Origin of the sequence: Mycobacteroides sp. CBMA 271 (assembly GCF_009729205.1) — a bacterium.
Taxonomy (GTDB): domain Bacteria; phylum Actinomycetota; class Actinomycetes; order Mycobacteriales; family Mycobacteriaceae; genus Mycobacterium.
The window spans coordinates 446,097-458,935 of the sequence record NZ_VTHB01000005.1; the positions used below are offsets into that span (position 1 = coordinate 446,097).

The 12,839-nt window shown below is 61.1% G+C and carries 9 protein-coding genes; 6 read left to right on the forward strand and 3 right to left on the reverse strand.

The features are described 5' to 3' along the window. Nucleotides 1-62 precede the first annotated feature (62 nt). The 4 genes from FZI91_RS15980 (at nt 63) to FZI91_RS15995 (ending at nt 5,410) form a co-directional block, all read left to right on the forward strand. Nucleotides 63-851 (forward strand): SDR family oxidoreductase, encoded by a 789-nt coding sequence (locus tag FZI91_RS15980; RefSeq protein WP_313884537.1) that lies wholly within the window; start codon nt 63-65, stop codon nt 849-851. Nucleotides 852-915: 64 nt separating this feature from the next. Beyond that, complete coding sequence (locus FZI91_RS15985) at nt 916-2,169, forward strand: styrene monooxygenase/indole monooxygenase family protein (protein ID WP_155940016.1); 1,254 nt, start codon at nt 916-918, stop codon at nt 2,167-2,169. A gap of 143 nt (nt 2,170-2,312) precedes the next feature. After that, a complete protein-coding gene (locus FZI91_RS15990) occupies nt 2,313-3,887 on the forward strand; it encodes a styrene monooxygenase/indole monooxygenase family protein (RefSeq protein ID WP_239001857.1) in 1,575 nt (524 codons plus the stop codon). Between the two features lie 266 nt (nt 3,888-4,153). Beyond that, on the forward strand, nt 4,154-5,410 hold the full coding sequence (locus tag FZI91_RS15995; RefSeq protein ID WP_239001856.1) for a lipase family protein: 1,257 nt from the start codon (nt 4,154-4,156) through the stop codon (nt 5,408-5,410). Between the two features lie 310 nt (nt 5,411-5,720). On the opposite strand, the gene FZI91_RS16000 is transcribed toward FZI91_RS15995, so the two are convergent. Continuing rightward, nucleotides 5,721-6,422: a bifunctional 2-polyprenyl-6-hydroxyphenol methylase/3-demethylubiquinol 3-O-methyltransferase UbiG gene (locus FZI91_RS16000; RefSeq protein ID WP_239001865.1), complete on the reverse strand. Its 702-nt coding sequence runs from the start codon at nt 6,420-6,422 to the stop codon at nt 5,721-5,723. Nucleotides 6,423-8,019: 1,597 nt separating this feature from the next. Here FZI91_RS16000 and FZI91_RS16005 point away from each other — a divergent pair. Further along, a complete protein-coding gene (locus FZI91_RS16005) occupies nt 8,020-9,180 on the forward strand; it encodes an LLM class flavin-dependent oxidoreductase (protein ID WP_155940020.1) in 1,161 nt (386 codons plus the stop codon). Nucleotides 9,181-9,469: 289 nt separating this feature from the next. On the opposite strand, the gene FZI91_RS16010 is transcribed toward FZI91_RS16005, so the two are convergent. Further along, nucleotides 9,470-10,372: a helix-turn-helix domain-containing protein gene (locus tag FZI91_RS16010; protein WP_162526430.1), complete on the reverse strand. Its 903-nt coding sequence runs from the start codon at nt 10,370-10,372 to the stop codon at nt 9,470-9,472. A 134-nt stretch (nt 10,373-10,506) separates the two neighbouring features. Between FZI91_RS16010 and FZI91_RS16015 the strand changes: the two genes are divergently transcribed. Continuing rightward, nucleotides 10,507-11,424 carry a S9 family peptidase gene (locus FZI91_RS16015; RefSeq protein ID WP_155940022.1) on the forward strand — a complete coding sequence of 306 codons (918 nt, stop codon included), beginning with the start codon at nt 10,507-10,509 and terminating at the stop codon, nt 11,422-11,424. A gap of 362 nt (nt 11,425-11,786) precedes the next feature. On the opposite strand, the gene FZI91_RS16020 is transcribed toward FZI91_RS16015, so the two are convergent. After that, complete coding sequence (locus FZI91_RS16020) at nt 11,787-12,647, reverse strand: alpha/beta fold hydrolase (RefSeq protein ID WP_155940024.1); 861 nt, start codon at nt 12,645-12,647, stop codon at nt 11,787-11,789. Between the last annotated feature and the right edge of the window lie 192 nt (nt 12,648-12,839).

Consider the following 12,839-nt stretch of genomic DNA (forward strand, 5'->3'; position numbering starts at 1 on the left):
GTTCGCCCGTTACTAACTTCAGTTTGCATTCAGATGTATTGCCGATGGCTAATGGAGGTTTGGTGACCGATCTGCGCAAGCACACCGTCGTCGTGACGGGCGGCTCCACTCTCATAGGGCGTGGAGTTGTGCGCACGCTGCATCAAGCGGGCGCCGCCGTGGCGATCTTCGATATCGATGCGAAGGGTCCGCGCTCGTTAATCGACGAGCTAGGGGAGCGGGTCATGTTCGAGTTGACCGACGTGACTGACGACGCTCAAGTCGACGCGGCGTTGACGCGCACCGTGCAACGGTTCGGCCGAGTCGATGGGCTGGTGAATCTCGCATGCATTTACGCAGACGATGGGGCGGAATCGACTCGGGGCCAATGGCACTCCGCCTTCGACGTCAATGTGGTCAGTGCGGTGTCAGTGGCGCGTAAGCTCCGGCCCCACTTGGCAGCCTCACCCCACGGCGCCATCGTTAACGTCACCTCGATCTCGTCGAAAGTGGCCCAGACGGGGCGCTGGGTCTATCCCGCTAGTAAAGCCGCACTAGTTCAGGTCACCCGCTCTATGGCCATGGACTTCGCTGGCGACTGCATCCGCGTGAACTCCGTTAGCCCGGGATGGACCTGGTCTTCGGGTATGGAGCAGATGGTCGACGGGAACCGCTCCAAGATCGATTCCCTGGCCGCACCGTTTCATCTCAACCGACGTACCGGACATCCGCACGAGATCGGGGAGGTGATCGGCTTTCTGCTCTCGCCGGCGGCTGCGGGTGTGACTGGTGCTGATTGGGCCGTCGATGGCGGCTACTCCGCGATGGGCCCTGAGCAGGCGGTGTCAGCCGCCGGAGCGCTCGCCGAATAGGCCAAACCCCGAAAACTGCAACACAATCCCAGAGCTTCCCTACCGCATCCTTGGAGTGCATCATATGTCGCGCACAGTAAGCGTCACCATCGTCGGGGCCGGTCAGTCCGGTCTGCAACTGGCCATCGGCCTCATTGGCCACGGCTACCAGGTTCGGGTCATCAGCGACCGTACCGGAACCGACATCGCCGGGGGCCAGGTCACCTCGAGCCAATGCATGTTCGCCACCGCGCTGAACAACGAACGCCTACTCGGGCTGGACTTGTGGGCCGATGAGGCACCCGACATCGACGGAGTGTCGTTTTCTATCCCAGCGCCCCCAGACAGTCTCGACGCGGGCGGCAAAGCCATCGACTGGTCGGCACTGTTGGACACACCAGCGCAATCGGTGGACCAACGCGTCAAGATGCCCCGCTTCATTGACGAATTTATCCGCCGCGGAGGGGAGTTCGTTGTCGAGGAAGCCGGTATCGCCGACCTCGAACGATACGCTCGCGAATCGGATCTGGTCATCGTCGCTGCCGGCAAAGGCGAGATCGCCAAGGCATTCATCCGCGACGATCAACGTTCCACCTTCGACAAGCCGCAGCGCGCGTTGGCTTTGAGCTACGTACACGGGATGGTGCCGCGGCCGGAGTTCAGCGCCGTGGTGTACAACGTGATTCCCGGCATCGGTGAATACTTCGTATTCCCCGCGCTCACACTGACCGGCCCGTGCGAAATCATGGTGTTCGAAGGTGTCCCCGGCGGTCCCATGGACCACTGGAATGAGGTGAAGTCACCTGAAGAACACCTCGAACACTCCAAGCAGATCCTGCGTTCATTCGTCCCCTGGGAGGCCGAACGATGTGAAAACATTTCTCTGACAGATGATTTAGGGATCGTGTCGGGAAGATTTCCGCCTACCGTACGTCATCCGGTGGCCACCCTGCCATCTGGGGCCCATGTGCTCGGCATGGCTGATGTCGTGGTCCTCAACGATCCGCTCACCGGGCAGGGCGCCAACAACGCAAGCAAGTGCGCGGCAAGCTACCTTTCCAGCATCCTCGGTCACGGTGATCGATCGTTCGATCACAAATTTATGCAAGAGACGTTCGAAAACTATTGGGAATACGCCTATTACGTCAGTACGTGGACCAACTTCATGCTGACCCCACCACCGCCGCACGCTATCGAGCTGCTGACCGCCGCCCAGCACGCGCCCGAGATCGCCACCCGATTCGGCCGCGGGTTCGACAATGCCCGCGACTTCTTCGACTGGTACATGGATCCCGACCAAGCCGGGGCCTACCTCGCACAACTGGTGACGAGCCCCTGATGGCCCGCATCACGGTTGTGGGGGCAGGTCAGTCCGGGTGTCAACTGGCGCTTGGCCTGCTCCAAACTGGCCACGAAGTCACACTGGTCAGCGACCGCTCACCCGATGAGATCCGCACGGGTCCAGTGCTATCGAGCCAATGCATGTTCGACTCAGCGCTGACCACCGAGCGAGAGCTAGGTCTCGATCACTGGCGCGGCGCGTGCCCTGACATCAACGCTGTCGCTATAACTGTGACTGGCGCCACCCCTAGCACATGGTCGGCTCCGCTGTCGGCGCCGGCGCAGGCTGTCGATCAGCGCGTGAAATGCGCTACATGGGCCGAAGAGGTGCAAGAACGGGGCGGCACACTTGTGGTGCGCAGTGCCGACGTCACTTATCTCGAAGAGTGCGCCCGCACTCACGACCTCGTGATCATCGCGACCGGTCGCGGCGACATCGGACGCCTGTTTCCCCCCGACCACGAGCGATCGCCTTTCGATCGTCCGCAGCGAGTGCTGGCTCTGACCTACATCACCGGGATGCGACCCCGATCCGACGACGCCACGGTCGCTTTCACCTTGGTACCCGGCGTCGGAGAGCTCATCACGCTGCCTGCACTGACCGCCAGCGGTCCTTGCGACATCCTGGTCTTCGAAGGCGTTCCCGGCGGCCCGATGGACTGCTGGGACGACATCACCGACGCCGACGGGCACCTCGAACGCTCGTTGGAGTTGCTCGCGAAATTCGCACCCGCCGAATTCGATCGTTGCCACGACATCGCACTCACCGACGACGGAGGAGTACTGCGGAGCAGATTCACCCCGCGCGTACGCGGACCGGTCGCCACCCTCCCGTCAGGTCGCGCGGTGCTGGGGATCGGAGATGCGGTCGTCCTCAACGATCCCGTGACTGCCCAGGGCGCCAACCTGGCCGCGCAGGCCGCCACCTATTACCTCGACGCTATAAACCGCCACAATGGTCGCGGCTTCGACGAAACCTGGATGCGCGCCACGTTCGAGAAGTTCTGGCGTGGTTGGGCGCAATGGGCTGTCGAATGGACAAACTCGATGCTGGAACCTCTGGCCGGCCACCAAACTGCGCTTCTGGGCGAGGCCAGCGTCAATCCCGCACTGGCAGCCGCGATCGCTGACGGCTTCGACGATCCGCGCCAGTTCTTTCAGTGGTGGTTCGACGCCGAGGCCGCCACCCGCATCCAATTCGAGAAACGTGTCGCACACGCGGGCCGGTTCCAGGCCCAGGATCTGCGGTGCGCACTCGGTCAGTATGCCACCGGGGTCGCAGTCATCACGGCCCGCGGCGCTGACGGACGCCGAGTCGGGATGACGGTGAACTCCTTCACATCGGTATCGATGGATCCCCCGCTGGTGCTGTGGTGTCTGGGCAAGAATGCGCCCAGCTTGCCCGCGTTCGTCGAGGCCACCCACTTCGCTGTCAACCTCCTGGCCGCAGACCAGGACAACCTGTGCCGGCAGTTCTCCACCCCCGCCGCGAACAAGTTCGCCCAGCTGGAATTGGTGGAAGGAAAGGGCGGCACGCCAGTGCTACCAGATGTCCTGGCACGCTTCGAATGTCGCACCGCGCAATGTCTAGAGGCCGGCGACCATCTCGTAGTTCTCGGCGAGATCGAGAGTTTTGAAGTTCTTGGAGGACCCCCATTGGTCTTTCATGCCGGTTCCCTGCACGGGGGTTGCCTCGATGCCTACACACATTCGTAAATCTTCATCCCTTCGTCCGGAGCAGGGGAGTGCGTTCCCCTGTCGCGTTCGCTGATGCCCTGAACCAGTGCATTTCACACAACGGCACTCGAGTGAATACCTGCTGGCGTCCTGCCTGCGGTGCATGACGAAAGAAAGGTTTCAGGACCATGAGGAACACAAGAGAGCGTGCATTGGCCGCTTCAGGTTACATGTCCTGCCCGCGCCACTGGGGAGGTAGGGGATCTAAATTCTTCACTGCCACAGTAATTCTCGTTCTTCTCACGATGTTCGGGCTCACAGCAGCCCCGGACACACGCGCCGATGACCGTGAATTTGAGGAGTTCTACACGCCACCGGAACCGCTCCCGTCGGGTCGGCCCGGGGACGTTATCCGCTCTGAGCCCTCACGCATGGTGTTGGAGCCGTCCGGTCAGTTGGGCGAATTCGTTGGAACCGGAATGCGGATCATGTACCGCAGCACCGATGCCCGAGGAAACCCCGTCGCTGTCACCGGCACCTACATCGAGCCTGATGTCCCTTGGGCCGGCAGCGGCCCGAGGCCGCTGTTGGCCTACGCGACCGGACCGTATGGGGTTGGGGAGCAATGCGCACCATCGCGGATGTTCAGTCAGGGTATCCATTTCTCCCAGGGTTTTGACCTGATGTTCAACTACGAGGAAGGCTTCATCGCAACCTTACTTGCGCGCGGGTTTGCGATCGTGGTCACTGACGGCGTGGGGATGGGCATCCATTCCCAGTCCTCGCCCCAGTTCCTGAACCGTGTCGCGGCAGGAACCGCGCTGATCGATGCCGCGCGGGCCGCAATGAAACTACCGGGTACATCGCTAAATCCGCATGGGCCCATAGCATTCTGGGGCTGGGCATCCGGTGGGCAGGCCTCCTTGTCGGCTGCCGAACTGACACCCACCTATGCGCCGGAACTCAATGTTGCCGGGACATACGCAGCAGCGCCGCCCACCGATATCGCCGCAGCCATTCCCGGGATCGACGGTAACTTCCTAGCAGTGATTGCCGGCTACCTTTTGCGGGGCACCATCGCGTCGTACCCAGAGACTCAAGAGCCCCTACGGGATTCGCTGACACCCCGGGGTCTGCAGATGCTCGACTGGAGCGGGCACACCTGCCTCATGCAGGGCGGGATCGACTACGCTTTCCGCCATCTGCAGTTCTGGTTCAAACCGGACCTAAATCAACTGATCGAAACCGACCCTTTCAAGGGCATCCTGGCCGCGCAACGGATCGGGAACATCAGACCCAGGGGACCGGTCTACATCACTCATAACCGGTGGGACCCCTTCTCGCCCTACGAATCTGCTCGCCAGACTGCAAAAGACTGGTGCGCGATGGGTGCGGACGTCACGTTCTGGACCAACGAAGAACCGCCGCTGTTCAATAAACTCGACATCAACAGCCTGCTGCCGCAATTCGTCGATGGCGAGAGAAGCATCGCCTGGATCACCGACCGATTCAACGGTGTCCCGGCTGCACCTAACTGTGCGGAGATTTCTCAAGACTCCTGATGCGGATGCTGAGCAGAGGGCAACTGAATGCGATGCGGCCGGATCGCGCGCCATTGACGGCGATGAATACGCGATGCCCTGGGTATGCGGACCGATCTGTTTGCACAGACCGAATGTCATGATATCGCCGCCCCTTTCCCGTCCAATAAATCTGGCCGAGTGCGGACGCTGTTTCAGACGACAACTTGCAAGCGTCTGAATGTTGCGCTGCAGGTGGCCTTTCAGCAGGGACTAGATTGTGCGCAAGACTGGCGGGTTTTGCAGCCGGGAATGCGGCGTGAGAACTGTGGCCTACCAACCAAACTCGGACTCAATCGGTGGCCACTGAAGGCTTCTGCTGCGCCCTCAGAATCACGTTATGGGCAAGTTCGTGTCCAGCACCGCTAGTCGGCGATTCTCGTGGGACCAGAGTATCGATGGAGATGTGCCAGTTTCCACGTAGAAGGGCGGCAATCATGTCGGCGGGCAGTACATATTCAGCCGGATCGATCCCGCGGGCCTTGGCTTCGTCTCCGTCAAATCCAGCGTGATAGACCATCAGCAACAACCCGCCTGGCGCCACCGCTTCGAGCAGTGCACGTTCACAGTCGCGCTGTGCAGAGCTGCGCAATGCGGGGTAATGCACAGAAACCAGATCGAAAGAAGCTGGCGGAAACGCTGCGTCGAGAAGGCCGGCGCAGACCCACTGCACCTGCACTCCCGCATGTATGGATCGCGCCGCGGCTCGATCCAATGCAACCTGGGAAACATCCAGTCCCGTAACTGCCCAGCCTTGTAGTGCCAGCCATACGGCATCGGCGCCTTCACCGCAGCCCACGTCTAGCGCTTTGCCGCCGGGCGGGACCTCACGCACCTCTTCCATCAATGAGAAGTTGGGCTCCCCGCTGAAGAATTCAGCTTTGCTGGCGTATAGCCCATCCCACTCCGCTCCAGACTTCGGCATCGTCGCTGGAGTAGCCCCGCGGTCGGCTGGCTGACCCGTTGTTGCTGTCATATGGTTCCGCTCCTTCATCTCCACCTCGACATGACAGTCGAAGTCTCGTCTTTGACAATCGCTTTCAAGATTCGGCGGACTCTTGCCCAAAGCGCCACGGGCACAAACCCTGCGTGCCGTCTGGATCTCCAGTGCTCAGACCAATCAGGGCCTTCGCGTGAGGACGGGAACCTGTTTCGCTATACCTCCAACCTGATCACCTGTCCACGTTGTTGGCAAATAATCTTGCCGAATCGGCAAGATGCGGCGTCATAAGGCCTGGCGTATCTACCGTGTTGGCTTCCATCCGCGCGACGATTCCTGCGCCGCTGTCGTCGCCGTTGACACCTCCACCCAGAACTGGTGGCACAAACATGCGCCACATGCTCAGCGGCTTGACGGGGAGCGGACTTCTAGCACGCAACCGCATAGCCGACAGCGCTCGCAATCGGCCTAGCTGGCCCGGACTGGCCCCCGCCAGCGACTCGACGGCATCGAGGCGTCTCTTGCCTCGCTCAGGGATGACTGCATGCTTCGGCTCGCAGATCGACGATCATGCGGTGGCCACTAATATGCGGAAACCACCACCGGATCCGTAGATGGCCATGATCATCCGGAAAATGGCCAACTAAATCCGGAAAGGACAAGGACAAGGACAGCAGGGGCAGATCATGCATCCGTTGCAATAATCAGACTTCTAACTGACATAATGTGTCTTATCGGCATTAGATACATGCTGGGGCGCCATCAGGAGCGTTCCGGCAGTACAGCCCTCGGGTTCACCCAAACCGATTTCACCCACCCGCCGCCAGGAATGATTGTCCGCGCGTCCGCGTTGCTGGGCGTGCGTCATACATCGACGCGACTACCCGAACAGCGCCGGCCAACCATGTGCCTAAAACTGCTCGCGCACAACCTGTTTCGACGATTAGGCCCACATTTGGCCGTCCAGCCCCACCGCCCAGAACCGTCACTGTGACGTTTCGTTCGGTTGAGGATCCCCAGGTGGGCTCACCTCGCCGCGTCAACCCATCGCACATGGGACGGCAACCAATCGCCAGCCAAGCCGAGAACGTCCGATACTCATCCGAATCGACCCGGGCCCGGGCAATGCCGACTTACGCGGAACGACATGACGACCGCCTTGTGACGAAGCACCGCCAATAAGGTGCGCCCCGACCCCCGTCGACCGAAGCCTAACCGGACACCCATAAGTGATTGAGCAGCACTACCCCACCGACGAGCCCTCCACGGGGGGGAGTCGCCGCCATTACGTCACTGTGACGATTAAGTCACGGATCCCCTTTCCTCACAATGACTTTGGCAGCGAAAGATCCGCGGGTGCGTGCATCTGCGTACCCGCGGCATGGTCGGCAGCCTGGACCACCTCATCCAGGCCGCCGCAATCCAGTTTCCAATCGACCCACACGGCAGCGGGATGCCATACAAAGGCGAGCTTTGGTGACTGCACAGCACTAGATACAAGCCGAGTCCGGCTGCCGAGATCTTCCTGAGATCGCACTCCACGTCGCCTCGGCACCCGCAATACTTGGCACGAACACCATCGAGTACCTGGTGCGCTGTCCATGCTCGAAGGTGGCCAGTCCAGCGGCGCACAGGGAAAGGACAGAGACCTATGGGGCTACGGTCGAATTCGAAGAGCCGCTTCGGGGTCGGAGTGTTCGACCAGATCGTCAATGCGCAGCCATGGCCGACTGCGCCGTTGCGTGCAAACTATCTTGGCGCGGTGGCCGCCGGCGCGGACTCGTTTTGGGTAGGCGATCATCTGAACTCTTTGTTCCCCCGTTCGATCGGCACGCGCCGCTACGTCGGTGCAGCACGTCTGGTCCCGAAGGTCGACGCGATCCTCGAACCCTGGACCGTGCTTGGCAATCTCGCGGCGCGCAATCGGATCGGGCGCCTGCGGCTCGGAGTCAGCGTCACCGACGCCGGTCGCCGAAACCCCGCGGTCACTGCTCAAGCGGTCGCGACACTGCATCTGCTCACCGGCGGACGGGCGATCCTGGGAATCGGAACGGGCGAGCGCGAAGGCAACGAACCCTACGGCGTGGACTGGTCCAAGCCGGTAACAAGGCTGGAAGAAGCCCTTGCCACCATCCGCGCCCTCTGGAACTCCGGCGGCGAGCTGATATCCCGCGATTCGCGGTACTTCCCGCTGCACGATGCCGTCTTTGACCTGCCTCCCCACAAAGGGAAATGGCCCGAAATCTGGGTGGCTTCACACGGCCCGCGCATGCTCAGAATCACCGGCCGCTACGCCGACGCCTGGGTACCAGCGCTGATCGCCCCCACCGATTACGCCGCCGGACTGGATGCAGTTCGAAGCGCCGCCTCCGACGCCGGCCGCGACCCCATGTCGATCAAAGGGGCCTGGCAAGGATTCGCAGTCGTCGGCCGCAACCGCGACGACGTCGACGAGGCGCTAAGCAGCGACGCCATCAAGTCCACTGCACTGCTAGCCCCAGCAGCGTGGTGGGAGCGCCATGGCGTTTCACATCCGCTCGGCCTTGCCGGTGGGGCTACAGACATCATGCCCCAACTGATCGATGAACAAACCGCACTGTCTTACACCCGCCAAGTCCCACAATCATTGCTAAAAGAGGGTTTACTGACCGGCACTCCCAACGACATCGTCGAACAGGCCGCCGCATGGCGAGACCAAGGCGTCCGCCACATCACACTGGGAAACATCAGCATGTTACAACCGAACTTACGCAAGGGACTCGCGTCCACTCTACCGTTCCTCCAGGCGATCCGTGGACTGAAGCGCCTCTAAGCTAAGCCAAGCAGGCACCGCATCCGCCGGCGGCCAAAGTTCGTGGCCACGCCTGGGACCACACGCCATCCACGCAGGCCCAGCCGCGACATTCCCACCGCCTGATTACTTCAAAACCGCTCTGATGAAACGCTTCTCGACTCAGTCTCGATCCAAGACCGACTACTTCGTTGACCCCAAATCGGCACAGTGACGTTTCAACCACCTGCGGCCAGACGTTGGAACAGTTCCCACGAAGCCCGTTCTACCCAGTTGCACAACAGCTTTCCGTCTTCACGCACTGACACCGTTACTCTGTGGTCCTGATTGTCCTGTCGCGGTCAGCACTGCGGTGGTCGATTGAGCTTTGGGTGACGGCCCAGCTGCCTAAGATTTGTATCGCTTGCGCCGATTGCGAATTCGGTTCGGCGGTGTAACCCACTAGGGACAGCCCCGTAGCCGCGGTAACACTCAAGACGTTGTAGGTAAGCGTGAGTTCACCGACTGCCGGGTGGTGGAACCTTTTGGCGCCGTGCCGATGCGCGATCACATTGTGAGCGGCCCAACGGGTGCGGAATTCGCTACTACGGGTTGCCAATTCGCCAATGATCTGCGTGATGGCGGATGAATGTGGCGAGCGTGCAGCCTCAGCCTGAAGCAGTCCGACCGCCTCGTCTGCCGTTGCTTTCCACTGAGGAAACAGATGGTCGGCTACCGGGTCGAAGAAGATGAAACGGGCTAGGTTCGGTATGCCGGTCGCGCGATCGAACACCGGTGCATACAACGCTCGACCTAGGGAGTTAGCTGCCAGGACATCAAGGCATCCAGTCATGACGACGGCGGGTGCGTCGTGCATGCTGTCCATCAGGGCCTGCATGCCGTCGGGAATGATGTGTTGATTGGTGCGCCTGGTTGCCGTGCCGCTGCGAGTGGCGACAGCGGCCCGCGCGAGATTGAAAAAGTGGGCGGTCTCATCGTCGGTGAGTCGTAACGCGCGGGCGACAGCGTTCAACACCTCATCGGAGACGCCTGCTAGTTTGCCGCGTTCGATTTTGGTGTAGTACTCGGTACTGACTCCAGAAAGCTGGGCAACTTCTTCACGCCGCAGTCCGGGCACGCGGCGGCGGTGACCAAAGGGCAAACCCGCGTCGTCGGGTCGCAACCGAGCGCGGCGGGTCATCAGAAACTCTCTGATGTCCTTGGCAATGTCCACACACCTCAGGTTAGAGCAGTGTCCTTACGTTATAGGGGTTCTGGCTATCCCCCCCATAACAGGAAACTCCCTAGCCCAGCCGACACAACTTAACGTTGTGGTCAACATCGAACAGCAACGGAAGGATTGATCTCATGCCCGACGACAATGCCCAGGCCGCATTCGACAACTTTGTGCAACTGTGGACGACCGGGACCACCGCGGGCCGACGCGCCCCTGTGCTGCGCCGCCCTGACGAGATCGGGCTGGACTACGAAGATGTGACGTTTCCATCAATGGATGGTGTCCCGTTGGAGGGCTGGTTCATTCCCGCCGATTCGGATCGGCTGATCATCCACAATCACTTCCTGCCCGGGAACAGGTACGGCTATCCGGGGCATTTGCCCGAATTCGGTGGCCTCGGTGGATTTGAAGTGAACTTCCTGCCCGAGTACAAAGCGCTGCACGATGCTGGCTACAACGTGCTGGCTTACGACATGCGCAACCACGGCATGAGCGGTCAGGGCAACGGCGGCATCGCCGGCATCGGGCTGACCGAGTACCGCGATGTCATCGGCTCACTGCGCTACTCCGCTACACGAGCAGACACCAAAACCATGAAGAAGGCGCTGCTGTCGGTATGCCTCGGCGCTGACTCAACGGCAGTCGCGTGGTCTAAGCATCCCGAGGAGTTCTCCGAGATTCAGGCCATGGTGATGCTGCAACCAGTCTCCGGCAAGTACATCGTCGAAGAATTCGTCAAGGCCATCGGCATGGAGGAAGGTAGCTACGTCAAGTTCGACAACGCCGTGCACGAGCGCACCGGCTTCCGCCTCGACGAGCAGTCACCGCTAGAGCACGTCAAAGCAGTCACGGTGCCTACGTTGGTCGCACAGGTGCATGACGACACGATGACGCGCCCACAAGACGTCCAGGACATCTACGACGCAATCCCGGTCGCCGAGAAGAGCTTGTATTGGATTGAGGGAACCGACCGACGATTCGACGGCTACAACTTCTTCGGCGTTCACCCCGACATCCCGATCCAGTGGTTCGACAAGCACGTTAGCTGACACTTGCGGTACGGGGGCACGCCCAAGGGCCCGCCCCCGTACCGCAAACCAGACCGACCCCACGACCACCACCACAGGGATGATCAGGAACATCGCTCCCCCGATCACCCGAAAGAGTTGTGGGGCAAGATAAAAGAGACCTTCTCCCCCACAGCCACTTGCTCGTTTTCACCTGATCTGTCACAGAGCTTTCTAGATTCATGGTGTGCGGGCGTCTTCGGCGCCGGTTGCTAGTGACGTTGATTTGGAGTTCGTCTCCAACGGTCAACGCCACCAGATTCCGCTGCATCGCTGTGACACAGTTCGATTCGAGCCGACATCACCCGCGCGCCTACAAAACCGAACTGGTCAGCTCCAGCGATTTAGTCGGCGAGGAACTCGGCAGCGACGGGGGCAAACTCCTTGTGGTACTGGAAGATCCCACCATGACCGGAGTTGCGGTAGATGAGCAGCTGACTGCCCTGGATGCGGTCATGCAGGTCCTCTGACAGGGCGGTGGGGACCATGCGGTCGTGATCTCCGTTGGCTATCAGCGTCGGCTGGGAGAACGTCGACAGGTCTGAGGGGACCGAGCGGCCGAACTTCTGGATCGCCTTCAACTGAGTGCGCAGCGCCTTGATGTTGATCTCCTGGTCCCGGTCGGTGGTGCGTTCCCGGAGCCGCTTGACGAATGCTTTCCCCGCGGCCTTTCCCGCGGCATCGCGATTGAAGAAGAGGAATTCCTTCGGGTCCGACCTCGTCAACGTCGCGCGGAGGATGTCCCAGTAGGTCACGCCGACGACCTTGTCGATGTCCTTGCCGCCACGTGGTCCGGTCCCGGTCAGGACGAGTTTGCGAACCAGGTCGGGATGTTTGACGATCAGGTCCTGGGCGATCATGCCGCCCATCGAGAAGGAGAAGACGTCGACGGTCTCGTATCCGAGCGCCGCGATGAATTCGTAGGCGTGATCGGCGGCTTCTTCGAGGGTGTTGGGCACATGTCCGGTGGAGGCGCCGACGCCGCGCTGGTCGAACGCGATGACGTGTCGATTCTGTGCGATGGGGTCGACAATGCGGGGGTCCCAGTTGTCGAGGGTCGCCGCGAGGTGGACGAAGAAGACAACGGGAATACCTCCCTTGGGGCCTAGTTCGCGGTATGCGTAGCTTGTATCGCCGACGGCGATGGTGCGTGTCGGGGCCTGCGCGTATGAGGTGATGACGGCCTCGTTGCTGTTGTTGCTCATGGAGAACTCCTTAGGATGTGGTGGCGCTTGCGAACAATGCGTCGGTGACGGCTGTCGGGGTTACCGATACGTCGCTTCAGGTGTCGAGCGGTGAGAGCGTGATGACGGCCTTCACGACCTTTTGGGGATCGCCGGTGCGTTTCGACGCGCGGCGAGAAGCCCGATTCCTCCGCCGGCGCCAGTCACCAGGAC

What these genes read in the sequence shown, in the direction of transcription:
- FZI91_RS15985 (WP_155940016.1), top strand. Translation starts at nt 916, where the DNA reads ATGTCGCGCACAGTAAGCGTCACCATCGTCGGGGCCGGTCAGTCCGGT.
- FZI91_RS15990 (WP_239001857.1), top strand. Translation starts at nt 2,313, where the DNA reads ATGTTCGACTCAGCGCTGACCACCGAGCGAGAGCTAGGTCTCGATCAC.
- FZI91_RS15995 (WP_239001856.1), top strand. Translation starts at nt 4,154, where the DNA reads ATGTTCGGGCTCACAGCAGCCCCGGACACACGCGCCGATGACCGTGAA.
- FZI91_RS16000 (WP_239001865.1), bottom strand. Translation starts at nt 6,422, where the DNA reads ATGAAGGAGCGGAACCATATGACAGCAACAACGGGTCAGCCAGCCGAC.
- FZI91_RS16005 (WP_155940020.1), top strand. Translation starts at nt 8,020, where the DNA reads ATGGGGCTACGGTCGAATTCGAAGAGCCGCTTCGGGGTCGGAGTGTTC.
- FZI91_RS16015 (WP_155940022.1), top strand. Translation starts at nt 10,507, where the DNA reads ATGCCCGACGACAATGCCCAGGCCGCATTCGACAACTTTGTGCAACTG.
- FZI91_RS16020 (WP_155940024.1), bottom strand. Translation starts at nt 12,647, where the DNA reads ATGAGCAACAACAGCAACGAGGCCGTCATCACCTCATACGCGCAGGCC.